The organism is Brasilonema sennae CENA114 (assembly GCF_006968745.1).
Classification (GTDB): Bacteria; Cyanobacteriota; Cyanobacteriia; order Cyanobacteriales; family Nostocaceae; genus Brasilonema; species Brasilonema sennae.
The window spans coordinates 6,064,310-6,089,959 of the sequence record NZ_CP030118.1; the positions used below are offsets into that span (position 1 = coordinate 6,064,310).

Sequence of the window (25,650 nt, forward strand, 5' to 3'; positions counted from 1 at the left end):
TCATAGCTTGGTTGCCACTTTGGCAATTTTTTTATTTTTTTTGCAAACTACCTAACACAACAGAAATTGGTAATCAGTCCAGATAGTTCATAGCTTTTGTGGCTGAATCACTATGAGTATAGCTTAACTTGAGTAAAGTACAAAACTCGCCATTCACAAGCCTCTCAAGTCTACTTTTCTGCTTCTTTATGTCACAAATTAGTGTGGGGTTAGACCCCTGATTTCGTATGAATAAATGATGGGTTAGACCCCTTATGATTCTATAAAGAAATGATGGGTCATACCCCTTAATCCGTAGTAATTTATAATTTCATGTGTTGTCTGAAAATTAGAGTTTTATTACACACCTAAAGTATTAGAGTTTAGACTAATTTTAGCTCTCAAACCGCCAAAGCCTTATCCAGACAGCCTTTCCCAATTTATGACTGCTTTAGGATTCCGAAATCTAAAATGCTTGCTATACAAGGGTTGTAGTCTAAGAAATAGAATTTAATCTAAACTCCAGTAAAGTATTTTTGGTCAACTCAGATCTTGCACCATAATTCTTGTCCGCCAAGAAATAAATTTCTTGGCTCAGAGATCAAGTAAGCTAAAGCTTACTGGATAAGCGTTTGCTCATATCTTGCACCAGCTTTTGGGTCCGCCAAGAAATAAATTTCTTGGCTTAAAACTCAAGTAAGCTAAAGCTTACTGAATATACATTCCAGTCCGTTTTAACGGACTTTGACTATGCAGCCCTGTAGACGCCCTTGGCGGTGAGCCAGTCCGGTGGACGGGTTCCCCGGCATAAAGGAGCAAGCGCCGGGGTGAGGCAGCGCGGTCTTGGGGAGGCAGTGCGTTGCCCAGAGCAGCGCCTTGCGGTGAATCCAGCGCTGCCAAGAGTTGTGCCTTGCGGTGAATCCAGCGCTGCAGGCGGGTTTCCCGCCGTAGGCGACTGGCGAACCCGAAGGGCGTCGGGTTAAGCGCGTTGTGGCAACTAGCCCCGATAGGCGTAGCCGTGCCGCAGGCATAGGGGGCGCTACGCAAACGGAGCGGGTTTACCGCCGTAGGCGACGGGCGTTCCCGGAGGGAGCCAGTCCTGCCAAGAGTTGTGCCTTGCGGTGAATCCAGCGCTGCAGGCGGGTTTCCCGCCGTAGGCGACTGGTGAACCCGGAGGGAGCCAGTACTTGATGAGTGTTTCCCGACAGAGGTATCTGGTGAGACCAGCGCTGCCAAGAGTTGTGCCTTGCGCGGGTTAAGCGCGTTGTGGCAACTAGCCCCGATAGGCGTAGCCGTGCCGCAGGCATAGGGGGCGCTACGCAAACGGAGAGGGTCTCCCGACCTAGGCGACTGGCGAACCCGAAGGGCGTTGGGGTTCCCCCAAAGTCTGCCGGGGGAAGCAACCCAAGCGGCGAGCTTTGACCGTTGTGGCGACTGCGGGGGGTTCCCAAGGCAGCTTTTGGGGGGAAGGGGAGGAACATAACGTGCCGCCCCGTTGTAGCACCTGCCGTGGTTTCCCCCATGAGCGACTGCCGAAAGGGTTTCCCGACTTGATGCGTCTGGCGTCAACTGGCGAACCCGGAGGGCTTCGGTGCAGGGTACTTTAGTTCAAGGCGTACTCAGGGGAAGGTGCAAGATCTGAGTTTGGATCAGTTTTAACTGAGATCTTGCACTATTCTCAATAACCGTAGGGTGGGCACTGTCCACAACGTAAAAATAAGGTTTTGAGCGAACTCTAGGCAGTGCCCAACGCCAGATGCTACCCTAGTGGGAACGGCCACGCCTTACGGCTATCGGGAAGCATCTGGCGTGGTTAGGTGTGTATTGGACGAAACTGCGAACCGCTATATGTTTAATTTGGTGGTTCTACTTATCCGCATTAATGCTGTCAACCCTGGCATCATCAATACAGATATGATGGCCCGTATCACAGAGGAAAACGGTGATGCTGAAACTGCAAGTCAACAATTGACAACAATGATTCCAATGGAACGAATGGGGAAACCTGAAGAAGAGACTTTTAAGTCTGTTAAGCGTTAAGAGTTCCCTATTCCCTATTCCCTGCTATATTAATCTTTACGTATAATGGTTGACAATGGAGTATGTTTGCGCATATCCAACATATTTGCTAGAGATTCTTTACCCTGACTCGGCGAGATATTTTGTTCTGGTGGTAAAACTGTGACTACAGTTTCTGTTCGAGGAGGCATTATAATAACAGGCGTCCTTGGTATTGATGGCACAAAAGCTGGTACGTTCTTCTTGGGACGGGGTTTTGATACTGGACGACGTTTTGCTAAGCGTTTTTGATGGCGGTTAATGTTATTTGTGGCTTCTTGAGGCTGTGCCCGACGATTGAGCAGTAGGAATATTATTAAGGTACCACTACCACAACTCAGAGCAATAGCAGCCACCATCCATAAAGGTGTAGGATTGATTGCTTTGGAGGGTGCTTTAATTGGTTTGATAATTTCAGCTTGGGCGATTTCTGCTTCCTCTGGTTGCATATGCCCCACATGACCCAAGCTGTACAAGGCAGCAGCAGTACTACCTATAGAAATCAATAACAACCCTGCTGGCAATAGCCAAGTATGATGTACAAGCAGATTTATCAGGAAATTTTTATTCCCTGTCGTTGGTGGAACTTTCTTCCCCGACTTGGGTACAGGTGCTTTTGATTGCGATGACTGCTGCTGTACACTCTGGCTATTTTCCATAGTTGCTTTGCTCATTTTAACCCTCCAGTTTTAGATTATACTGAAGGGTTAACCAGGATGTATCCGTAGAAAATTATATAGTTTCAGTATAGTTTCTTTAAAATACTAGTGACTTAATCTGATATTGGTTTCTACGCTTTTTGTACTTATTAATACTTTTTTAGAGAGGGCGGAAAATCAGTTTTCCTCTTGCGTTGTTGAGGAACCAGAATGTCTTTCGAGAGCCAGTTGGATTAATCTATCAACTAATTGGGGGAAAGAAACACCGCTATGCGCCCAAAGTAAAGGGTACATACTTGTTGCTGTAAAGCCTGGTAATGTGTTGATTTCGTTAATGAAAACTTCTCCTGTAGCTTCGACGTAGAAAAAATCTACCCTTGCCAATCCAGCAGCGTCAACAGCAATAAATGCGCGCATTGCCATTTCCTGAATTTGACGAGTGACAGCTTCCGGTACAGGTGCTGGAATCAGTAAACCTGCTTTTCCTTCTGTGTATTTAGTATCGTAATCGTAATAATCGCTTGCGTAAGTAATTTCACCAATAACTGAAGCTTTCGGACTATCATTTCCTAAAACCGCACACTCTAATTCTCGTACGACAACTCCAGCTTCAACAATTATCCTTCGGTCGTAGCTGGCGGCGTTATCTAATGCTGCTTCTAATTCTGGTCTTGTTCGCACTTTGGCAATACCGACCGATGAACCTAAATTAGCAGGTTTGACAAAGCACGGATAACCCAAAGTCGCCTCAATCTCATCACACAGTTTGGGGAAAACACAAGGATTCGACCAAATTTGCGCTCGATTTAACGCTTTGTATTTTACCTGTGGCAATCCCGCTTGGGCAAAGGCTGTTTTCATGGCAATTTTATCCATTCCCACCGCCGAACCCAACACTCCAGAACCAACAAAGGGAACCTGCATTAAGGTGAGTAACCCTTGTATTGTGCCATCTTCACCGTTGGGACCGTGGAGAATGGGAAACCAAACGTCTACTTCTGCAACTTGGGAAGGAGATTGCCAACGGCCCAGAACTTGATTTTTGGCAACTGATAATTGATCATTAGGTGTACTTGGCAATTGCAGCGGTGTTCCGGATTCCAAAACTTGTTGCGGCACATCCCCTGCTAGCCAACGTCCATCTTTGTGGATGTAGAAAGGTAAGATTTCGTATTTACCAGTATTTTGCTCTGTCGTCAAGGCTCTGGCGATCGCCCGTGCTGAACTTATAGAAACTTCATGTTCTCCCGAACGACCACCAAAAAGCAATCCCACCCGCAGCTTTGTCATCGGAAATACCTCTGTCACGCCTCAAATTCAGATAGCGTAGCACAACTTGGCAAAGTTGCTCTATTTTTCTTGAGCGGAACTAAGGGTGTAGGGGTATAGGGGAGCCAGTACTTGATGAGGGTTTCCCTCCGTAGGTATCTGGCGTGTGTAGGGGTGTAGGGGAGGACAGTGCCCTTACACCCCTAATTTTAAGATTCTTCCGAGAAAGTGTTGCTCGCACAAAACCCTGAAAAATTCGCTGATGATTGGGATCATTTGGAGAAAGTTCTGGATGCCATTGAACACCTATTGCCCAAGGATGATGTTCATGTTCTATTGCTTCAATCACTCCATCTTTCAATGCATATGCAACAGTATGCCAACCAGGTGGGATTTTACGTGCAGCTTGGTGATGAAATGAAACTACAGATATTTGAGTTTTTTGAATCAACTTTGCCAGACGGCTATTTGGATTGATTTTGATTATATGCTCTGTAGATTGCCACAGTCCTGGTTCTGGTTCTTGTCTATGCAAGACGGATGTACCGTACTTATCTGGTATATGAGGAATGAGAGTACCACCAGATACTACAATCAAGATTTGCAATCCTCTGCAAATGCCTAACACTGGTATGTGGTTATCTAGAGCAAAGCGTGCTATCTGGAGTTCAAAAACATCTCTGTGTGAATCCACCGAATAAATCTTAGGATGAAACGAGCCATTGTAAAAAACTGGATCAATATCTCCACCACCAGAAAGAATAAGACCATCAAGAGGCTCAAGGAGTTTTTGTGGTTCAACCTCTGTTGCTGGCAATAAAACTGGCACACCACCTGCGGCTTGTACAGCATTTGAGTAAGCATTGAGTGGGGACACAGCAGTTGCTTGCTGACGACCATAGGTTGTGATACCAATCTGTGGGGGTTTGGATTCTTGACTCATGGTTTTTGCAGACTCTATCACGCCTCAAATTCAGATAGCGTAGCACATCCGGGCAAAGTTGCTGTATTTTTATTTGTTCGCTCTAATATTTGTAAATAGCTCCATTTTTAGCTATGTTAATCACATGATAACCAGTAGTTTGAGCAGGCATAATTGTGACTGTGAGAACATTATTTGTCACAGAAGTTTCATATCTCAAACCGCTTGCGTCTTGAGTTGCAGCTTCTTGGGAAGGATCGTAAACGGCAATATTTACTGGTAGGGAAATATTTTTGAGTTGTGTATTAGCTCCCACAGATAAGTCGTTATCCGCACGCCCATCAAGAAAATTGTATTTCAAAGCAGACTTTGTTTGATTGACTAGGACAACTGCAAATGGGCTTTTTGGATTGACTCGTGCGATCGGTTGCCAATAGCCAGGTTGATACGTGCGTGCAGGTGGGTTTTGTGGTGTATTTTGAGCTAGGACTGGAGTAATCCCTATAGCCAAAAGAACTCCTATTACAAACTTTAACTGTCTCCAAGTTAGTTGCTGCATACTTACCTGTTCACTAAAATAAAAAATGCATGTTCCGAATATTTCGACGTAATTAGGACTTACAGGTTCTCTAACGCTGACAGCTAGCAAACCAAAACCGGAATCTCCTCACCTGTTAAGCTAAAAGCACGAACTTCGGTAATTTTTACTTGAACCAACTTGCCCTTAAGTTTATTGATATCACCAGTGAAAAACGTGAGACGGTTTCCACGGATACGCCCCATAACTTGGGTTTTGTCTTTGGTGTTTTGATCTTCGACTAGGACTTCTTCAGTGCGTCCCATGTAACGTTGCGATCGCTCGGCTGCTTTGATACCAACAAGATGATTGAGTTGTTGTAGGCGATCGCTCTTAATCTCTTCACTCAATTGCTCATCCCAAATTGCGGCTGGTGTTCCTGGACGTGGAGAATACGCTGCTGTATTCAACAAGTCAAAACCAATATCATCTACCAATTTGAGAGTATTTTCAAACTGTTGTTCTGTCTCACCCGGAAAACCGACAATTGCATCAGCACTAATCGACGCATCTGGCATATACCGCCGAATTGTATCGATTATCCGGCGATATTTCTCATGAGTGTAACCCCGACTCATGCGCTTTAGAACTTCGTTATCTCCAGATTGGAAGGGAATGTGGAAGTGTTCGCACACCTTGGGTAATTCCGCGCAAGCTTTGATCAGGCGTTCGGTGAAATAACGGGGATGAGAAGTGGCAAACCGAATCCGCTCAATTCCTGGCACATCATGGACATAGTAAAGTAAATCTGTCAAAGTGTGCAAATGGCGACCTTCCGGCGTGACTCCCGGCAAATCTCGCCCATAAGCATCAATATTTTGACCGAGTAAGGTTACTTCTTTATAACCAAGCCGCCCGATTTCTTCAATTTCCGCGCGAATTGCTTCGGGTGTACGGGATTGCTCAACACCGCGTACATTGGGAACCACACAGTAAGTGCAGCGTTCGTTACAGCCGTAAATCACATTTACCCAAGCAGTTACGGTGCTATCTCGTCGCGGCTTGGTGATATCTTCCATAATATGAACGGGTTCAGTTGCGACAACTTGGTTACCGTCAAAAACTTGTTGTAGCAAATCTTGCAGACGGTTAGTGTGTTGCGGTCCCATCACCAAGTCTAACTCTGGCACACGCCGTAACAGTGCTTCGCCTTCCTGCTGCGCAACGCAACCTGAAACAACGATAGTTAAGTCTGGTTGCTCATGCTTACGCTTTGCTTGTCTACCAAGATAAGAATATACTTTATGCTCGGCATTATCTCTAATTGTACAGGTGTTGTAGAGAATTAAATCTGCTTGATTCGGGTCTTCTGACCACTCAAAGCCCATGTCTTCTAGGATGCCAGCCATACGTTCTGAGTCGGCTTTGTTCATTTGGCAACCGAAGGTGGTGATGTGATAGCGACGGGATGAAGTGGTCATGGTAACTTACAAAGGGAATGAGATCGCGAATTGCACTAATGAAGATTATAGATTTTCGTCGCTAGAAATAATGTAGGTTTGTACTACATACAATATTATTCTTAATTTTGCGTAAAAACTCCCCGTCTCATTCGTAGAAGGGTTTGAAGTGGTACGGGAGTGAAATTATGATCCATTTAGAAAAATTATACTTTATAGATCAAGCTTCTTACTGCCGAATCGCCAGAAGAATACCTAATTTAACGAACCGCCAAGACGCCAAGAACGCCAAGAAAATCAAAAAGAAGATAGGTAATCTTGTACCAGGAAGAGAGTAGTCCCGAATCGCCGGAAGAATACTTATTTTTGAACCGCAGAGGCGCACCAGAGCACAGAGAGAAGAGTAAATTCTTGCAGATAATCTTAGACCACCGAAGGGAGTAATATCTGGGACATTTAGACGTTACTCTGATCGCGTCATTGTATATTGTTTCGATACGTTACAACAAATTACCGAACTTTTGGAGTTAAGCAGGAGGTTTAGATGGATGAAGATGTTTTAGATTATCAACTGCGACAGTTAGTAAAGGAAGCACAACTACATCCGCCTAAGAGTCGTGAACGACGGAAAGCGTTGAATCGGTTAATCAAAAAAATTCAGGATTCCGGAAAAATAACAAGACTTCCAACATGGAAAGATTTTCCTAATTTTCAAGATATTTATGACGAAGCACTAGGAAAAACCTGGATGAAAATTTGCGAAAATATCCAGACTTACAATCCACAACATCCGGTTATGGCTTGGGTAAATCAAATAATGAACTCACGGTTTTTTGAGATTCTCAGACAAGCCAGACGACAACAAGCAATCTTCTGTCTGGATGAATTATATAGTTTGGAAGTTGGTTTTGATAATTCGGCGAAAGGGCAATTGTCTAGAGTTCGCAAAGAGCTACAAGAAAAAGAAATATCTCAAACCCATGAAAATAGCGAAAATCGTTTAGTTAGAGAGTTTATCAAAGATGATCCAGAAAGGATTTTACAGAATACTTACATCGTAAATGACATAAATGCCAATTTACAACGAATTTTATTAATGAGATTAGATGCATAAGAGTGGAAGTATATATCTGAAAAATTAGCTCATCCAATACCAAGACTTTCTGAGCTTTACCAGCGGAGTCTAAAAAAGCGTAAGATTATTGATTATTTTCGTAAATATTTACAGTAGTTCACAATCATTCACTCTTTGCACTTCAACATTAAGGATAATTAATTATGAACGCTAACGCTGAACAAATATCTTTTAGAGTACCTCTAAGTTTCGAGGCACATGGTAAAGCAGAAAAGCACCGCAAAGGGATATCTAATCCTATAGAGCTAAACAAGTCTATCTCAATATTTTAGCTGTATATGCAGTCGATTATTATCTTCGCTGTATGGGTTTTGAAACCAATCAAGAAGAAGAGGATAATTACAATCCTTGGATGCAGAGTTTAATAGATGTGGCAGATTTGAAAGTCAAAAATATTGGAAAATTAGAGTGTCGTCCTGTTTTATCAAATGCAGAATATTTGGAGATTCCACCAGAGGTTAGAACAGATAGAATTGGCTATGTAGCTGTGCAGTTGAGCGAATCTTTAAAATCAGCGACGATTCTAGGTTTTACAACTCAAGCTGTAGCTAAAATTCCTCTTAGCCAGTTGCAATCTGTAGACGATTTACTCGATTATTTAACAGATAAAGAACAAGCAGCAACAGTTAGTCTTCACCAATGGATCAAAGGAGTTGTTACAGAAGGCTGGCAAACAATTGATGAAATTTTACATCCTCAACAAATTGAATGGATGGGGTGTAGAAGTTTCAGTATCACACGCGGGAAAAAAATTGATTTGGGCTTGGAGTTAAATGGCTTATCTGTTGCTTTGATTGTGACGATCGCAGCGGAAAATCAGTCAGCAATAAAAAATCAAGATGAAGTTAACATTTTGATACAAGTGTCTCTCCCCAAAGATGAGTATATACCTGGGGCAAATGTGTATATATCTGAAGGATTAAAAGTGGCTGTGATTGACGATAAGGGAGAGGAAGTTTTAGATACGACTTCTCGGCAGAATGATAATTGGATTGAAGTCGAGTTTAGCGCCCAATTTGGGGAGAAATTTAGTATTGATGTCATTTTAGGAGAGTCAAAAGTAAGACAAGAGTTCGTTGTGTGATAAGTCTATTGCGTAGGGGCGATTCCTAGCCCCTAAGAGGGGCGCTACGCAAACGGAGAGCTACGCTTAACGCTCATACTGTTCTCGCTTTTCTCCTCACCCTCGCTTTTAGCTGCGCTAAAATCTTTCCCTCTCCTTAGCAAGGAGAGGGATGCCCGACAGCGCAGGGTGAGGTTTTGCGGGAATTTTGAGTCATTCGAGGACTTGTGTTTACACCGTAGGCTTTTCACCTCACCCTCGCTTTTAGCTGCGCTAAAATCTTTCCCTCTCCTTACTAAGGAGAGGGATGCCCGGTAGGGCAGGGTGAGGTTCCGAGTTACAGACAATTAGTATTACAAACAAAAAATTACTTTACATTGCTTATGAAAAAATTAGTGCTCCTCAAGTTTGATGGTAAGATTAATTCCGAATTTCATGTAACTTTAGAAATTGCTAATGACGGAGAAACACCTCATCGAATAATCACAGGTAAGTTACCTGGAAATAATACTATTACCCAATTGTTGAATACATGGCACGATACCTATCGCAGTCGGTATGGTCAATTAAGAATTAAAAATCAAAAGAGTAAAAACGTAAATATCGAAGCTCTTAATGAAGAATGTAAGCTGAAATCACAACAATTACTTGATAGTTTTAACGCCTGGTTACAATCATCAGCTTTTACTCCTATCAGAAGTTGTCTAGAACAATTAGAGCCAGAATCTGAAATCAGGGTGATTATTTGCACTGATTGCCAAGAATTGCGTAAACTTCCCTGGCATTTGTGGGATGTATTAACTAAATATCAAGGCGCGGAAATTGCTTTAAGTTCGCCACAAGCTGAACGTGGAAACCGGACTTACAGAGAAAAGATTAGAATTTTGATTATTCTGGGTGACAGCAGGGACATTAATGTTGATGCTGATAAGCAAGAGCTTGAAACATATTGCGGTGAGGCGGAAATTGTCTTACTCAAAGAACCATTAAGAGAGAAATTAAATCAGCATCTGCAAGATAATATCGGTTGGGATATTCTGTTTTTTTCTGGACATTCTCGAACTGAGCGTACACAAGGACGAATTTGGCTGAACAGTCATGATAGTTTGACAATGGCTGAATTGAGGGATGCTTTGCAAATAGCTATAGAAAGACGATTGCAAGTAGCGTTGTTCAATTCTTGTGATGGTTTGGGTATTGCTTATGAATTAGAACAACTGAATATTCCCCAAGTGATTGTCATGCGGGAACCTGTACCTGATAAAGTAGCGCAGGAGTTTTTGAAGTTTTTTCTCCAACACTTTACAGGTGGTAAGTCTCTGTATATTTCTGTGAGAAATGCGCGAGAACAATTACGCTCACTTGAGGAAAAATATCCTTGTGCAAGTTGGTTGCCTGTTATTGTTCAAAATCAGACGGAAACTCCACCGACTTGGCAAAGTTTGGGCATAATTTCTTTTTGTCCCTACCAAGGATTAGCGGCTTTTGGGGAAGCGAACGCTGAGTATTTTTTTGGTAGAGAGAAGGCGACTTTGCAGCTTGTATCTGCAGTTTACAACAAGCCGTTAGTTGCTGTGGTTGGTGCTTCTGGAAGCGGGAAGTCATCGCTGGTGTTTGCTGGTTTAATTCCTCAGTTGCGTCGGGATACTGTTAATAGTTGGCTGATTCTCTCGTTTCGTCCTTTGAAAAATCCTTTTGAGTCGTTAGCCAAGGCGTTGGTGTCGGCGTTTAACTTGGAGGATGACGATCGCCACTTACTCGAAGCTAAACTAGAACTCCAACTGCGAAAAGATACGTCAACTCTGCAAACAACTATCGAACGCATCCAAACTTTATCTCCCGACTCCCAGCGCCGACTGTTGCTTGTTGGCGATCAATTTGAGGAAATTTATACTCTTTGCGCGGATGCATCGGAACGCAAAATCTTTTTAGATGGATTGCTGCAAGCGGTGAACAATGCACCGTTTTTTACTCTGGTGCTTACCTTGCGAGCGGACTTTTTTAGCAAGGCGCTTGATGATTACGAACCTTTTGGCAAAGCGTTGCAGGATTATCAACCGGAACTACTTGTGCGGATGAGTCGGGAGGAGTTGGAACAAGCGATCGCACTCCCCGCAACTCAGTTAGGCTTTCAGCTAGAACAAGGTTTAACCAACACAATAATACAGCGGTTTTCAGATGAATAGACCACAGTGAGCGAACCAGCCCCAAGCATCATCAGATGAGATTTGCTCAGTAACAATTTGGTTTAATACTTGATTAAGCGCTTCTTTGGTTCGAGCTTTGAAAGACCGCAAACATTGCTTGATTTTTGACCAACACAATTCGATGGGAGACAAATCAGGTGAATAAGGAGGTAAAAAGACTACTTTTGCGCCAACTGATTCAATAGCATCTTGAATTACCGGAGCGTGATGCAGCGATAAATTATCCATGATGACGAATGCTCCCACCCACAACTGGGGTACAAGAACCTCCTGAACGTAGGTCAAAAACACGTCTGTGTTGACACTACCAGAAATACTCATACTAGCAATTAGTCCGTCCATACGAGCGTGCCCCGATTAATGATATATTTTGTCCTCGATTCTTAGGGCAAGAGTCGTATAAGCGTTCACCACGTGGTGCGCGACCATAGTTTCGAGTCATTCCCAGGTTGAGACCTGACTCGTCTATAAATATTAAATTGTGGGGGTCAACAGCTAAAACCCAATCCCGATAATTAAAACGCATCTGTTTTATTCGTGGACTGTCTTGCTCACTGGCATACAAAGTTTTTTTTTATTGGTCAATTCTAACCGTTGAACTGCACGGTGCATGGTTGATATACTCACACTCATGCCACTGCGTTCGGCTAAACGCTCACATAATTCTGACAGTAGGGCATCCGGTTGTTCATTTACTAACTGCTCTACAGCAGGCAAGTTCTCAATTTTTATTTTAGCGATCGCTCCACCTGCATGAGGTTTTGGAGTCACTTGTCCGATGTTTTGATAGCGACGAATCAACCGTTGGACAAACGATAAGCTCACTTTAAAGCGGTCTGCAAGGTGGTCGTTGTGACCCTTCCTTCGCTGTATAAGCATCAATTACGCGTTGGCGTAGATCATTTGAGTAGGGAGCAGGCATTATCGTGAGTATTTTTACTACTCCTCTAGTTTACCCAATTTGTAGTCTACTCAATTGAAAACCGCTGTAAAAAACGAAGAACCTCACCCCGCCCTCCGGGCACCCCTCTCCTTATTAAGGAGAGGGGAACTCGGGATTCCCACGGAGGAGCCAGCACCGTAGGCGGGTTTCCCGACTTGATGCGTCTGGCGTTGGGGATTAGGGGCACCTGGTGAGGTCTTTTTATTGCAAGTAATTAGACGAACTTGATATAATACCGATTCAAAAAATGTTTGCGACAGATGACCCCACCCTCACTTTTCGCTTCGCTAAAATCTTTCCCTCTGGTGAAATCGCACTCTTTGGGATGCCCGACAGGCGTAGGCGTAGGTTGGGTTAAGCGTAGCGCAACCCAACAATAAACGTTTTGTGTTGGGTTTCCTTTCGTCAACCGCCAGACTTGCCTAGGTCGGGAAACCCTCCGTAGGTATCTGGCGTTGGGGTTCCCCCCGTTGTAGCACCTGGCGTGAGGGATGCCCGACAGGGCAGGGTGAGGTTTTCCAGAATTCTGGGTAATTTGATGACTTGTGTGTAACCTTGAAACTAAGCATGAAAAATGTAGCGCTACCATTAAATTTATGAACTGTACAACGCGCGGCTTAGTCTTATGTCACAACAAACCCTTTCACCAGTCGCAGACAAACAAACCAAAACAAAAAAGGGTAAGAAGTCACTTCCACCAAAGCTCATCATTAAGCTAGGAAAGTTCGTCTGGACGACTATTTGGCATCTGATGATGTCAAAACTCGCTCCCCGTAACAAGTCAGGCGAGTACATTCGACCAAACAGCGAATTTAGAAACTCTGTTGGGACAGACCAAGGGAATGTGTATCAACCAGCAACAGGGCGTTACAATCTCATAGCAGGGCTGGGTTGTCCGTGGGCACATCGTACTCTTGTTGTGCGATCGCTCAAAGGACTTGAACAAGCAATATCGCTGACAATTGTGTCACCCTCCCCAATTGAAGGAGGTTGGGTGTTTAATCAGGAATACGAAGGTTGTCGCACGCTTGCCGAACTTTATGAATTAGCACAACCTGGTTACGGTGGACGCTTTACAGTTCCAGTGTTGTGGGACTCCCAGACAAAGACGATTGTTAACAACGAAAGTGCAGAAATTATTGTGATGCTGAACTCACAATTCAACGAGTTCGCAAACAATCCCACACTAGATCTTTACCCACAGGAACTCAAAGATAAGATTGACCAATGGAACGAAAGGACTTACGCCAGTGTAAATAACGGCGTGTATCGTTGTGGCTTTGCCCAGACACAAGAAGCGTATGATCAAGTTTATCATGAACTGTTCACCACTCTAGATGAAATTGACACAGCATTGAGTGGCAGTCGATACCTTTGTGGCGAGACTGTCACACTGGCAGACGTCCGTTTGTTTACAACGTTATTCCGCTTCGATACTGTTTACTACGCGCTTTTTAAGTGTAACCGCAAAAGAATTCAGGATTATCAGAACCTGGGACCTTACCTGCGTGACTTGTATCAAATCAGAGGTATTGCTGACACCTGCGACTTAGAAAGTGTCAAGCGGGACTACTACGGAAATTTGTTCCCACTCAATCCAGGTGGTATTATCCCATCTGGTCCTGATCCAAAATTTCTTCAAGAACCACATAATCGCGACAAAGTAAACAGTAAACAGTGAACAGTTACCAAAACTAATCCGTACTTACTCTTGATAACTGATAACTGATAACTGATAAAAAGCTTTCTAGTCTGGTTGCAAAGTCGTGCTCAAAGTCACCGCACAATCACTCATCAAAGCTTCTCGCATCGCTTTTTCATCGCTAAAAGTCTCCTGTAAAAGTCGTCCCTCGTAAACAACTTCTACCTGACTGTATTTAAAAGGCCAAGGAGATACTGTGACTTGATAATGGTTGTCTTTAACTTCTTTTAAAGTCAGTTTGATAGTGGTTTCACCGTCAATTGTTGGTACGTGAGAAACATGTGCATCATTACCATTAGTTAATTCTTGACATAAAATGATAGATAGTGCATCCCATATAGCTATCAGCTTTCTATTGCGCTGAATAACTTCTGGTTTTGTGTGTGGTGCATAATATTGGTCATTTTTGAGAAAAGCAATCATTTGTTCTTGGAAGGCATATTCGCCCTCTAAAAACTGCTGCACAATTTGAGAGGAAGTTGCTGAGTTTTGCCAACTTGTAAAGCGTTCATACAAACCTGTTCCGTGAAGTGAGACAAGGAGTCCTACATACCTACTCAGAGGAAGTGCGAGTTGTCTAGCACCAGACCAGATATTTATATGCTCCCGCGTTGGAAGTTCCATAAATTTATGAGGGTAGCCAGTTTTCGGGTTCAGCGTCGGTGCTTGTTCCCAAAACAGCCAACCAATATCATGTAGTTCCGCACCGAGACAGACTTCTTTTTTTGGAGCAAAGTCACCAAAGTCTTCATTTCCCCAAACTTGTGCCAATTGACTTGAAAGCCAAGCATGATTTGGTTGAGTAATGCAAATGAGTCCCTGTTTAGTGAAACGATGCAGCATAAATAAAAACCACGGGAGCATTGTTTTATATCTTTATTGTGAACTAATCACCAAACAAAAAACCTATGTTAAATGAATGTAACCAGGGCTATTTAAATCTTCCATTAGATACTTCTCACGCTTGCTTAGACACCTTTTTGAACCTAGACCTAAAGGTGTGAAAGATGTATATAAAAAAATATGAAACTTAAAATATCGACTTGGAATTTGGTTATGTTCAAGCGACTTTTGTTACTGTTGTGTTGTGCGATCGCTGGTAGTAGTGCTGTTTTATTCTTCTTTTGGCAACAAGCAACTCAGCTACCTACTTGGTACTCAAATCCATCGACAACAGCAAGTCTACCTGCCAAAACAGAGCAAAACGAAACCCAGATTCAACCATCACAACAGCAAGTATTGAGTAAAATTTCTGACCATCTTAAAGGGGCAAATGCCAAACGTGAAGTCCAACTAGATGCGAATGAAGTTAATACGCTGATTCTTTCAGGAATTGCTCAAACGAGTGATAAAAGTCGGCTTGCTCAAGCAGTTGTTAAGACAAATACTCAAATTCAAGATGGCAAAATCTCTGCTGGTGCTGTGATAGATTTCAGAACAATTCCCTTAAATGAGTTACCATCCCAGGAACAAGTTGCGATTTCCAAACTGTTATCAACTGTGCCCATCTTAAAATATCGCCCCGTATATATAGAGGTTGAAGGAAAACCCAAGGTGCACAATAAACAAATCAGCTTGGATGAGACAACCCGCGTTAAGTTGGGCAGTCTCAGCTTGACTCTCTCCGATATGTATCAACGTTTTGGGCTTGACGAAAAACGCCTCAACCAACAAGTTGCAAATGAATTGAAGAAACTTCCAGTGGAGGTGAAAGATGTTGAAGTTATGGGCGATCGCCTAGTCGTTCGTGGTTAGTTCGCCTTTCGCACCTTATAAAGAAATAAAAAAGGAGAACCACTTGGGTAGCTCTCCAGATCATCAGGGTGCATCTACTAAACATAGTATAGCCTTTTTAGGGTGAGGGGTGTCACCCCCTTTTCCTGATTTTTTAGGATTTTTTTTGTAAAGAATTGTTAAGCAGGGGCTTACTGGAAAAATGGAGACGTTAAACCCAACGTCTATACAGAGTTTAGCCGTTCAGCTTTTGTTCCACCAATTGGTTTGTGAGTTTGGGTTCTGCGAGTTTGTTGGTTTTTTTCAGAACTTGTCCCACAAAGAAGCCTTTGAGGTTGGTGTTACCGTTGCGGTACTTTTCTAGTTCTTTGGGATTAGCAGCCATGACTTCATCAATGATAGATTCCAGTACGCTGGGATCAGTGATGAGTTCTTTGCCTTTAAACAGTTCTTCAGGAGAAGTCCCACTCAGCAAGTTTGGTAGTTTTTCTTTGGCGATCGCATTGCTAATTTTCCCTTTCTCAATCCGAGTGATCACATCAGCCAGGTTAGCTGGCGTCAAACCTATCTCGGTGATCTTGAGTTTATTTTTGTTGAGGTAAGCGGCGACATCCTGAGTAATCCAGTTCGCAGCAGCTTTGGGATTTCCCCCAGCAGCAATAACCGCTTCAAAATACTCAGCAGTTGCACGTTCTTCTGTCAACACTCGCGCATCATAAGCAGTCAGCCCCAACTCGCTTTCATAATGATGGCGTTTTTGTGCTGGGAGTTCAGGAAGTTGACTGCGCCACTCTTGTAATTGTTCTTCTGAAACTTCGATGGGGGCTAAATCAGGTTCGGGGAAGTAGCGGTAATCGCTAGAACCTTCCTTAATCCGCATACTAATTGTACGTTGAGAACCTTCTTCCCACAGACGAGTTTCTTGTATGATACGTTCGCCAGCTTCTACTGCTGCAGTTTGCCGTTCAATTTCGTATTCAATCGCCCGTTGGATGGCGTTGAACGAGTTCATGTTTTTGATTTCTACTTTCGTGCCAAATTCCTTTTGTCCAACAGGACGCACGGAGATGTTGACATCACAACGCAGAGAACCTTCTTGCATATTCCCGTCGCTGACGCCCAGGTAAAGTAAGATTCGACGCAACTCTTGGGCGTACTCAGCGGCTTCTTGTCCAGAACGCAAGTCTGGTTCCGAAACAATTTCTACTAAAGGTATGCCAGCGCGATTGTAATCTACCAGAGAGTAGGTGGAACCGGAAAGGCGATCGCTCCCCGCATGTACCAATTTCCCTGCATCTTCTTCCATATGCAGGCGCGTGATACCAATCTTTTTGCGAACAGGGTTACCGTCAGCGTCTACCAATTCAACTTCTAACCAGCCATGTTCAGCAATGGGTAAGTCGTACTGAGAAATTTGGTAATTTTTGGGTAAGTCAGGATAGAAATATTGCTTGCGATCAAATTTGCTATATTTGGCGATTTGACAATTCAGCGCTAAACCTGCTTTAACAGCATATTCTAGGACTTTTTCATTCAGTACGGGCAAGACACCAGGCAAACCCATGCAAACCGGGTCAATGTTAGTATTGGGGTCAGCACCGAATGCCGTAGAGCTAGAAGAGAAAATTTTGGTTTTGGTGCTGAGTTGACAATGGGTTTCCAGACCAATAATCGCCTCGTACTCAGTTTTTACTGGAGCAGCAGATGTCATAAAATCACAAATTGGGAATCCTTCTTTAGGCTACTATTTTAGCTTTATTACGACTTGCTTTGAATGTTTAAATCCTCATGCCTATTGACAGGAAAACCGACCACAAATTACAAAACGATATTTGGGTTGGTTGCTGTTATTCCTTTGCTATCCTTTGCTTTCACCAGTAACATGAGTTAAGGTGCTGAGGTCATTCGGATCGACTTCATAAGCAGCACCAAAGCCGATGACAAAGCGACCTTTGCTTGGTGTCAGTTGAAAAATCCGGAAGTCTGATAAATCCCGCAATATCTGAATCATTTCTCCAAAACGCGCTTCAAAGCTATCTACAATTTGCTTCCACAACTCAGTCTCACGTTCTACTAAGGTAGCTGTACAGTCAAAGGTGAGGCGGCGACGGGCAAAAATTTGTTTAGTTTGAGACTCATCATCAATAAATAATACGCTTGCTTTGGGGACAGCATGAAGATTTTGAGTATGAGTAGAAAGACCACTAACATAAATGTAAATATTTTTACTTTTATCTATCACAAAAGGAGCATAGCTCGCATTAGGAGTGTTATCAGTACTCACGGTGCTGATCATCAGACTTTGGAAAGAGTCTGTGAAACTTTGATAGGCGGCGAGGGCGGTTTCAAATTGGGACATAGATGATACAACCTATAGATAAAAAAGTAGTTTCTATATGAAGGTTTGAAAAGTGTCCTAAATAGCAGAATTTTCTGGAACTTCGCCGGAACCATCTGTAGTCTTATACCCAGAAGGGATTAAAAAATAACAGGGGTTTAGCAATGTTTACTAATTTGGCTTTGATTGCTTTTGTGATTCTGTCTGCACCAGTTATCTGTCGGACAACAGAGGTTAAAAACACAAGAAGAACTAAATAGTTATTAGATTTAGATTATTTATATGGAACCCAAGTAAAACTTATAAGTAACTTGGTAAAAAAATAAGTCTATGAAAATACAGGCTAATATATGCAGGTTGCATATATTAGCCCTATCAAAAAACTTAAGCAGCAACAGGTTCCAACAACTGAATGTTAGAAAAGATAATTTCCTGAATAGATGGTTGTGCTGCTGTCTGGGTACGAATTTCTCGGCGATTTAGAATAAAGTAATCACCAACTTTTTCGTACTCATCTGTAAACTCGCTTCTTCCGCCCTTTTGTTCACCAGTTTTTGGATCGTGGTAAACAGAATCATATTGGTGGGACAGGTAACCTTCTCCGGTCTCATGACTGCTGAAAGTGTTAATCGTCACAACAACACCGTGGATATGACGGTGAACGAGACACACTTCATTATTGCGGAGTTTATAGTGATCGCCCTCAGACTTTCCGCCTAGAAAAATTTCAATTGCACCAGTTTCGTCAGTCTGACCATAGCGAAATGTATTCTCGCCGTGGGTTTGTTCAAAGGAGCGACGAACGCGGTGAATCGCTATCTCCCATGCTTGATTGTGAATCACTTGCTTTGCCTGGTCATCTTCTATCTCAAAAACTTCCGCTTTGAGATTTGAGTTGATACGAACTTTACCTGTAAACACCTGCTCGTCTTGCTTATAAGTTACATCTGCGGTGTAGCCAGGGAAGTTTGTTTCCCAAGTGTAACGGTTTTCGTAAGCAGCACGAAAAAGTTCTTGAGCAGAAACTTGTGTTACTGTCATTGTTTCTCCTATATATCACCAGTTATATTAGCTTTTTACCTTTGCTGCTATTAGCATAGAAGTAATTATTAAGTTTCGCATAGACCCCAAGTGGGTACACCTATGGAAAAGTCTCTCCAAACTGTATTTCAGGAAATAGCTTCTGTGAGCAATGAGCAAGAATTACGACTAGCTCTGATAGATACAGTGGCGGAGTATTTTGGCGTGCAGCATTGGGGGATCCATCTGTTGGATGAGCCGTTCCTAACAGACGTTGATGTTCAGGATGTTCCTGGTGTGTGTATGGAAAGCAATCCGGTTGGACGCTACGTTGTTGAACGTCATGCTCCAGCTCACGAGCAATTGGTGTTACCAACAGGAGACTGGAAGCATTTTTGCTCCCGCCATGATCATGAACACGTGATGAGTGGACCAATTGTCTGTGATGGTCGTCTTGTGGGAACGCTTAATCTTGCTCGTGCGAGTGGGACTCCTGCTTTTAACGTTAATGATCTCGCGGACATGAGTGCTTTATGCCTTCATGTTTCCGCAAAACTCGCAACTTTACGCGCAAAACCAAAAACATCTGTTTCCCCGTTAGTCAGTCGTCTGACTCCCCGAGAGTTAGAAATTGCCGAGTTGGTAGCGCGGGGATTAACCAATGGGGAAATTGGCGAAAAACTTTGGATCACACAAAATTCTGTGAAGCAAGCGCTCAAACGCATGTTCCGCAAGTTGGAAGTTTCCGCTCGTGCTGAAATGGTCGCCAAGCTACAAGATATGGTATCAGTTATCAGTTAACTGATAACTGATAACTGTTAACTGTTAACTGTTAACTGTTACGATTCTGGTCCAGAAGCCCAAGTATCACGCCATTTGACAGTACCTTCTTTTGCAATCACCCAGCGACGATTCATCAGATTTTCGCGCAGAGGCGATTTCCCTTCTCGCCACAGAGCATATTTATAGCTGATGAGCTTACCAGCACTTTCGTTAAAGGGTATCTCCGCAAACCAAGTGTTCGTGTTAATATACTCCAAGGGGTATGCTTTGCTTATATCCCAGTTGCCTAATTCAGGACAATCTCCAATAACAACGATGGTTTCACCTGGTAGAGTCTGTACACCATTGAGTTGGACTCGCACAATGGTTTCCCCTTTCACCCGTTCTCCAACACGGCTTAAGACGATAGCGCCTCGCTCTTCAAGGTGCAAGTCATAAATTTTACCGTCTTTCACTTCATACTTATTGCGAGTTATTATACAAGTGTGTTCTCCATCAGGCAGTTCTGTTTCCACTTCTGGTATCGTGACTTCTCCTCCTCTATTAAGTGCTACAAAGCACAAGGACTCACGATAGCGACGTACGTAGCAGTAAACATCGGGTGTAAGATATTTTTTCCATTGGCTACCCATCGACATCGCTGGATTGAGTCGCCGTAAGCCAGAAAGTAACCTGATATTACGATAAATTTCACTATCGGTATCCCAATTTTCCATCATTGGGCGGTTGTAGGGATCATTACCACCATTGGTGTCGTCGTGAAGATATTGTTCTGTACCGTAATAAATGCAAGGAATACCACGACACGTCATAATCAGAACAATTCCCACTTTCAGCATCGCTGGATCTGGGTTTAGCGATTGAAAACGGGGCATATCGTGGTTGTCAATGAAGGTAATTAATTCTGTCGCCCCGTTGTAGCGATAATCCTGATCAAATATGTCTTGAACGACTTGAAATCCAGCATCCGCACCTTGTGCTAACGCTTCCCGAATTGCTCCGCACAGCCCAAAGTCTAAAAGCGTCATCCCAGAGTTATTGGCATAGTCAACAGAACGCTCATCATTGGGATGGTTGTAAATCCATTCACCAAAAATGAACACATCTGGCTTGTGATTGTACATATCACCAGTGAATTCCTGCCAAAACCAGATGGGCATATGTTTGACAGTGTCCACCCGCAGTACATCCACACCCCGGTCTAGCCATTGCTTAATTGCTGACTTGATATAATTGCGATATTCAATATTGTTTTCGTTAAAAGTTGCAAGACCACAAAGTTCACAGTTTTGTACTTGCCATTCATCTTCCCAGTCTTGCACTTCGCCATAGTGATGATACCAGTGCTGCTCATCATCGTTGAAGTCAGCTATTTTGACCCCATCATCATACAATTCTCCTTTGCTTCCACTGAAATCGGGTGAACTGTGATTGCAAACAATATCGAGCACCAACTTCATCTTGCGCTTGTGCAGCTCATCAAGTAATTTATCAAATGTTGTATTTCTTGTTTCCTGTGTTTCGTTTAAAGAAGGGTTTTCATCTGTTGCAATAAAGCGAGGATTAATCCGCTTAAAGTCTTTTGTCCAATACCCATGTATCGCTGCATTGCCAACAAACAAGTCTTCAACTTGTTCAAACAAAGGAGTTAACCAAATTGCAGTCACTCCCATGCTCTTGAGATAGTCTAACTTATCAATAACACCTTGCAAGTCACCACCCCAGTACTTGCCCCAATCTTGTTTGGTTGGGTCATACAGTTCTGAGTTAGAACCTTCGCTGTTTTCTGGATCGCCATCATGAAAACGATCCACAACAACAAAGTAAATCGTTTCCTGACGAAATTCAATATCTCTGGTATAAAGAAATTCTAGATCAATTTCTGTCTCTGATGGCGGTGTTTCTATAATGGCTGAGACTTCTGCCTCTACATCTTCTACCTTGTATTGCTCTTCTGAAAACAGCGATGGAGGGGTATTTACCATATGAAAATGAAAAATCCTACATAAATAAGGTTTGCAGACCCATGACCAATAGACTTTTAAGGATCATGTGCCACTACAAATAAGGGTATTATCTAGTCTTTTTTTGGAAAAAAATATCTATCTCTAGCTAGTTTATAAATATATCTATAGTAAGATTTAGAAGAGCAATACGCCAGCCTAATCTTTGCACTCATCACTCATTATGAAGCTGAAAAAGCAGTATCAATGTTAATTTGATACCTTCTTTATTGAAAGAATAGTATAATTTATACACAAACAAATCTTATTTTAACTTGTAACAAATGACTATCTCAGAACAACCTGTTTAAGCTGTTGTTCAAAGTATGGCAAGTCCAGTCAGTAGAAACGCCGTAGAGGCTATAAGTTTGGCTAGGTATAAGGGAGAACAATATTTCTCTTATACCCACAAACTTTTTGTCAATAACTTCTATTGAGACACACTACTAGTTACTTTCGGTTGGTCTAGATAGGCATAAACGAGCTTAGAAACTTGACTAATAAAGTCTCTGGCTCTTGTATCACCAAAAGGTCTTTTCACCAAAATGCCTGCTAAATATCGCTTACCGGATGGTAACTCAATGATCCCTGCATCCCCAAGGAGAACTCCAAGAGTTCCTGTTTTGTGAGCAATGACTGCACCTTTACCAAGTCCAGCTGGTAGCAATCTTTTGTTTTCCACGCGACGCATGATTCCCAAAGCCTGGGAGTGGCTTGTACTACTAAGCAGCTTGTTATTTGCAACTAACGCCGAGAGTCTGACTAAGTCTTTGGGACTGGTTGTGTTAGTCCCCTTAAAGTCGCCTAACTGACGACGAATCACAGTGTTTTGCAATCCCCAACTACGAAACCGCTCGTTTAACTTAGCCATACCACCTAAACGGTCAATAATCATATTGGTGGCAGTATTATCACTTATAGTAATCATCTTTGTAGCAGTATCTAAAACACTCAGTTTGGTTCCCACAGGTTTGAACTGCAAGACTCCAGAACCTTCAGCTTCAGACTTCAAGTCACGCCGCACGACTAAGGTTTCATTCAGCTTGACTCTACCTGCATCAACCTCCTGAAATAAAGCAACTAGAATTGGAAACTTAATGGTGCTAGCAGCTGGAAATACCTTCTCTCCATTGAAGTCCAAATAGTTGCCTGTGTCCAAATCTAGAAAAAACATTCCTGGTGAGAGAAAGCTGTAGCGAGCCATCAGTGTTTTCAGTGGAGAACTGAGCTGCAACAATTCCTTTCCCAAGGGGACAACTCCAGCAAAGGTCGAAATAGCACCGATTTGGAGGGGAATTTGTTCTTCTCCAACGCTGGTATTTACGACTGTCGCTTGTGCATCACCGATAGCTGCACGCTCAATTGAGGAGAATTTTACTATCCAATGTGAGGAAGAATCTCCCTGAATCAATAATTTTTCTGGGGAAACTGTGTAACCAGGCGCTAATTCAACAACTAATCTGGTTGTCTCGGAGTCTACTTGTCCAAGCCGAATCTCTCGAATTGCTGAGCCAAGATTTTTACGGATTGTATTCTCGTTTAGATTTGTTGTTCCTGGCAAATCAATAACAAGTCTCATCGGGTTATTGATTAAAAAAGCTTTTGGTTGTACTCCAGAATCAGTAGTTATATCTAGTTGATTTTGAACGGGGTCGAAATACCAAGATTGCAAGCGAGCCGCTTTGACTGGAGAAGATAACAGTACAATACTGACGACGCTAGCTAACAGGAAACTAAGTCTCATCCGTGTGATTTTTGTGAGCGATAGTAGGATTGTTATGGACAATTTTTCCAGATTTTTATGCCCTTATCCGGAAAAAAAGTACATTAAACTGTAATTATTTCTAATTAGTTGCTTGACCGCAAGTGACTTTAGTAACAGAAAACTGACTTATTTGTGTTATCGCCGAAATTAACAACGGTTTTTCCACATAAAAAAAATCTTGGGAACATTCATTTGGCTATATCAGTCTATAGAGAAGTTGTTTGTAATCCGCAACAAATCAAATAAACAAGGGCAACCTTGATGCTAGGAGGATGTGTTGTGTCTCGCTTCAAAAAATAACTTCCGAAAAAGCCTTACAAAAAAACCATCCTGCCCGATGACAAATCTCTCAAGAGTTGAGATAGAAGTCTTGATTGAGGGTATTCATATCAACAAGTGAATGAAAAGTTGTCCTAGACTCTCTAAATTGTACGAGATAAATTTTTATCTTTTTTTATCTTTTTTTATTGCCGCATACCAAATATGTAATGTTTTTATATTTTAGTGCAGATCTCAGTACTACAAATTGACAAAGATAGGATGATCCCAAGCAAGGCGCTTTTTTATAACTAATAAATTGGGTTATTAAGAGTTAAAAGTTCCTTATTTGTAGGAGTAAATTCACAAATTCAATAAAAGTGCCAGGTCAGATGAACATATTACCAAAAATCGGGATAAAAACGCAAATATTCAGCATTTTTTCAGCATAAAATCATGAAAATCTCATTCTTTTGAGATAAAAACTATATCATATTTCTATTTGTATACTACTCATGATATAAGACATTTAAGTGATTTTTGGATACAATCACAAAAGTAGTTTGGATTTTGCGATCGCTACCCAACCTACAATTCTTCTTAACTGAACTATATTGGCTCAGCTTTGAATGATTTCATCAATATTATGTTAGTAAAATCTTCCGATATACTACGTTAACTCTATTGATTATTAGGAAAATAGAGAAAAATTATTCTTATAAAAAGTATTGCTATTACATTCTAAATCTGCAATAGTAATGGGTTAAACCCTATATCCAGAAATCAAGACATTAACAAAATGTTAACAACATATTTGAAAATTCTTAATGATCATTATCAAGCTCTCAACAATGAGGGTAAAGATGTCATTCAAGGATTAACTCAAACACCAAAAAGTTTACCTCCCAAATATTTTTACGATGATCGCGGCTCGGAATTATTTGAACAAATATGTGAATTACCAGAATATTATCCAACACGAACAGAAGCGTGGATTTTGCGTCAACATGCCGATGAAATTGCTCAGATAACAGGTGCTTGTGAACTAGTAGAATTAGGCAGTGGCAGTTCTACCAAAACCAGGTTTTTATTAGATGCTTACCAAAAAATCCCACGTTCCTGTAAATATATACCGGTTGATGTTAGTGAGGGAATCCTCAAAAGTAGCGTGCTACAGCTACAACAAAAATATGCCCAGTTGTCGATTGAGGGCTTAATAGGAACTTACGAACAAGCCTTAGCAAAAGTAGAATCGATTAGCGTGCCATCACGGATGATTTTTTTCCTGGGAAGTTCAATAGGGAATTTTACAGCACAAGAGTGCAACAGATTTTTGAGGCAAATTGCCCGCACTTTAAAAACCGGTGATTATTTTCTCCTTGGCATTGATTTACAAAAACCCAAGGATATTTTAGAAGCGGCTTATAACGATAGTCAAGGAGTAACGGCTGCTTTTAATTTGAATATGCTCTCCCATTTGAATTGGCGTTTCCAGGGTAATTTCGATTTGAATTTATTTACCCATGAAGCTATTTATAATCAAGCACAGACTCAGATAGAAATGTATCTTCATTGCCTTGAAAGTCATTGGGTGTCCCTAGAAACTCTAAATTTAAATGTTTTCTTTGAAGTTGGAGAAAGCATTCTCACGGAAATTTCTCGCAAGTTCGATTTAGTAACTATCCAAAAAGAACTTGAGTTACAAGGACTTAAAACACTGAAAATTTGGACTGATCCCAATCAGTGGTTTGGGTTAATTCTTTGCCAAGCTTAAATCTTCCTTCCGAAAACTTAAAGCGGATAAAAATCCCTAGCGTCCTACTTCCACAGCAATT

The 25,650-nt window shown here is 42.1% G+C and carries 24 protein-coding genes; 9 read left to right on the top strand and 15 right to left on the bottom strand.

What is annotated here, in order from left to right; all coding sequences use genetic code 11:
- Positions 1-687: 687 nt before the first annotated feature.
- The gene (locus DP114_RS25235) at positions 688-1,548 is read right to left on the bottom strand and encodes a hypothetical protein (protein ID WP_172195299.1); all 861 of its coding nucleotides are present in this window, start codon (positions 1,546-1,548) and stop codon (positions 688-690) included.
- Positions 1,549-1,788: 240 nt separating this feature from the next.
- Here DP114_RS25235 and DP114_RS25240 point away from each other — a divergent pair, with 240 nt between their 5' ends.
- Complete coding sequence (locus DP114_RS25240) at positions 1,789-2,019, top strand: SDR family oxidoreductase (RefSeq protein WP_246162755.1); 231 nt, start codon at positions 1,789-1,791, stop codon at positions 2,017-2,019.
- Between the two features lie 29 nt (positions 2,020-2,048).
- Here DP114_RS25240 and DP114_RS25245 read toward each other — a convergent pair whose 3' ends face one another.
- The 5 genes from DP114_RS25245 to miaB form a co-directional block, all read right to left on the bottom strand.
- Positions 2,049-2,711 (bottom strand): hypothetical protein, encoded by a 663-nt coding sequence (locus tag DP114_RS25245; protein ID WP_169268565.1) that lies wholly within the window; start codon positions 2,709-2,711, stop codon positions 2,049-2,051.
- A 162-nt stretch (positions 2,712-2,873) separates the two neighbouring features.
- A complete protein-coding gene (locus DP114_RS25250; protein WP_171977422.1) occupies positions 2,874-3,986 on the bottom strand; it encodes a D-alanine--D-alanine ligase family protein in 1,113 nt (370 codons plus the stop codon).
- 79 nt (positions 3,987-4,065) lie between these two features.
- Positions 4,066-4,908: a gamma-glutamyl-gamma-aminobutyrate hydrolase family protein gene (locus DP114_RS25255; protein WP_171977423.1), complete on the bottom strand. Its 843-nt coding sequence runs from the start codon at positions 4,906-4,908 to the stop codon at positions 4,066-4,068.
- A gap of 82 nt (positions 4,909-4,990) precedes the next feature.
- Positions 4,991-5,446, bottom strand: coding sequence for a hypothetical protein (locus tag DP114_RS25260; RefSeq protein ID WP_171977424.1), 456 nt, complete (start codon positions 5,444-5,446; stop codon positions 4,991-4,993).
- A gap of 83 nt (positions 5,447-5,529) precedes the next feature.
- Entirely contained in the window at positions 5,530-6,885 is a 1,356-nt protein-coding gene (miaB, locus tag DP114_RS25265; protein WP_171977425.1) for a tRNA (N6-isopentenyl adenosine(37)-C2)-methylthiotransferase MiaB, read from the bottom strand.
- 523 nt (positions 6,886-7,408) lie between these two features.
- Between miaB and DP114_RS25270 the strand changes: the two genes are divergently transcribed.
- The 4 genes from DP114_RS25270 to DP114_RS25280 all read left to right on the top strand — a co-directional run bounded on the left by DP114_RS25270 (position 7,409) and on the right by DP114_RS25280 (position 11,248).
- Positions 7,409-7,978: a hypothetical protein gene (locus tag DP114_RS25270; protein ID WP_246162756.1), complete on the top strand. Its 570-nt coding sequence runs from the start codon at positions 7,409-7,411 to the stop codon at positions 7,976-7,978.
- Positions 7,979-8,142: 164 nt separating this feature from the next.
- Positions 8,143-8,271 carry a hypothetical protein gene (locus DP114_RS35835; RefSeq protein ID WP_256379283.1) on the top strand — a complete coding sequence of 43 codons (129 nt, stop codon included), beginning with the start codon at positions 8,143-8,145 and terminating at the stop codon, positions 8,269-8,271.
- Positions 8,265-9,083: a DUF1822 family protein gene (locus tag DP114_RS25275; protein WP_246163397.1), complete on the top strand. Its 819-nt coding sequence runs from the start codon at positions 8,265-8,267 to the stop codon at positions 9,081-9,083. Before DP114_RS35835 ends, DP114_RS25275 begins: the two co-directional genes overlap by 7 nt.
- A 362-nt stretch (positions 9,084-9,445) precedes the next feature.
- Complete coding sequence (locus tag DP114_RS25280) at positions 9,446-11,248, top strand: nSTAND1 domain-containing NTPase (RefSeq protein ID WP_171977426.1); 1,803 nt, start codon at positions 9,446-9,448, stop codon at positions 11,246-11,248.
- Here the strand turns inward: DP114_RS25280 and DP114_RS25285 are convergent.
- The 3 genes from DP114_RS25285 to DP114_RS25295 are packed head-to-tail and all read right to left on the bottom strand — an operon-like array spanning position 11,237 to position 12,094.
- On the bottom strand, positions 11,237-11,611 hold the full coding sequence (locus DP114_RS25285; protein WP_169268930.1) for a transposase: 375 nt from the start codon (positions 11,609-11,611) through the stop codon (positions 11,237-11,239). The two genes, DP114_RS25280 and DP114_RS25285, sit on opposite strands and share 12 nt — an antisense overlap.
- Positions 11,592-11,795 carry a transposase gene (locus DP114_RS36410; RefSeq protein WP_169268931.1) on the bottom strand — a complete coding sequence of 68 codons (204 nt, stop codon included), beginning with the start codon at positions 11,793-11,795 and terminating at the stop codon, positions 11,592-11,594. Before DP114_RS36410 ends, DP114_RS25285 begins: the two co-directional genes overlap by 20 nt.
- Positions 11,796-11,800: 5 nt before the next feature.
- A complete protein-coding gene (locus tag DP114_RS25295) occupies positions 11,801-12,094 on the bottom strand; it encodes a COG3415 family protein (RefSeq protein ID WP_246162758.1) in 294 nt (97 codons plus the stop codon).
- A gap of 743 nt (positions 12,095-12,837) precedes the next feature.
- On the opposite strand from DP114_RS25295, the gene DP114_RS25300 reads away from it, so the two are divergent.
- Positions 12,838-13,893: a glutathione S-transferase family protein gene (locus DP114_RS25300; protein ID WP_171977427.1), complete on the top strand. Its 1,056-nt coding sequence runs from the start codon at positions 12,838-12,840 to the stop codon at positions 13,891-13,893.
- 66 nt (positions 13,894-13,959) lie between these two features.
- Here DP114_RS25300 and DP114_RS25305 read toward each other — a convergent pair whose 3' ends face one another.
- Positions 13,960-14,757 (bottom strand): DUF3891 family protein, encoded by a 798-nt coding sequence (locus tag DP114_RS25305; protein WP_169268117.1) that lies wholly within the window; start codon positions 14,755-14,757, stop codon positions 13,960-13,962.
- Between the two features lie 180 nt (positions 14,758-14,937).
- Here DP114_RS25305 and DP114_RS25310 point away from each other — a divergent pair, with 180 nt between their 5' ends.
- Positions 14,938-15,669, top strand: a complete 732-nt coding sequence (locus DP114_RS25310) for a hypothetical protein (RefSeq protein ID WP_246162760.1) — start codon at positions 14,938-14,940, stop codon at positions 15,667-15,669.
- A gap of 214 nt (positions 15,670-15,883) precedes the next feature.
- On the opposite strand, the gene gatB is transcribed toward DP114_RS25310, so the two are convergent.
- The 3 genes from gatB to DP114_RS25325 form a co-directional block, all read right to left on the bottom strand.
- Complete coding sequence (gene gatB, locus DP114_RS25315; protein ID WP_171977428.1) at positions 15,884-17,359, bottom strand: Asp-tRNA(Asn)/Glu-tRNA(Gln) amidotransferase subunit GatB; 1,476 nt, start codon at positions 17,357-17,359, stop codon at positions 15,884-15,886.
- Between the two features lie 147 nt (positions 17,360-17,506).
- Positions 17,507-18,007, bottom strand: coding sequence for a HugZ family pyridoxamine 5'-phosphate oxidase (locus tag DP114_RS25320; RefSeq protein WP_169268114.1), 501 nt, complete (start codon positions 18,005-18,007; stop codon positions 17,507-17,509).
- Positions 18,008-18,370: 363 nt separating this feature from the next.
- Positions 18,371-19,027, bottom strand: coding sequence for a DUF3386 domain-containing protein (locus DP114_RS25325; protein ID WP_169268113.1), 657 nt, complete (start codon positions 19,025-19,027; stop codon positions 18,371-18,373).
- A 102-nt stretch (positions 19,028-19,129) separates the two neighbouring features.
- Between DP114_RS25325 and DP114_RS25330 the strand changes: the two genes are divergently transcribed.
- The gene (locus tag DP114_RS25330; protein WP_171977429.1) at positions 19,130-19,807 is read left to right on the top strand and encodes a helix-turn-helix transcriptional regulator; all 678 of its coding nucleotides are present in this window, start codon (positions 19,130-19,132) and stop codon (positions 19,805-19,807) included.
- A gap of 38 nt (positions 19,808-19,845) precedes the next feature.
- Here DP114_RS25330 and DP114_RS25335 read toward each other — a convergent pair whose 3' ends face one another.
- The gene (locus DP114_RS25335; protein ID WP_169268111.1) at positions 19,846-21,774 is read right to left on the bottom strand and encodes an alpha-amylase family glycosyl hydrolase; all 1,929 of its coding nucleotides are present in this window, start codon (positions 21,772-21,774) and stop codon (positions 19,846-19,848) included.
- A gap of 448 nt (positions 21,775-22,222) precedes the next feature.
- Positions 22,223-23,536, bottom strand: coding sequence for a serine hydrolase (locus DP114_RS25340; RefSeq protein WP_169268110.1), 1,314 nt, complete (start codon positions 23,534-23,536; stop codon positions 22,223-22,225).
- Between the two features lie 1,078 nt (positions 23,537-24,614).
- Between DP114_RS25340 and egtD the strand changes: the two genes are divergently transcribed.
- Positions 24,615-25,589 (top strand): L-histidine N(alpha)-methyltransferase, encoded by a 975-nt coding sequence (gene egtD, locus DP114_RS25345; protein WP_171977430.1) that lies wholly within the window; start codon positions 24,615-24,617, stop codon positions 25,587-25,589.
- Positions 25,590-25,650 lie beyond the last annotated feature (61 nt).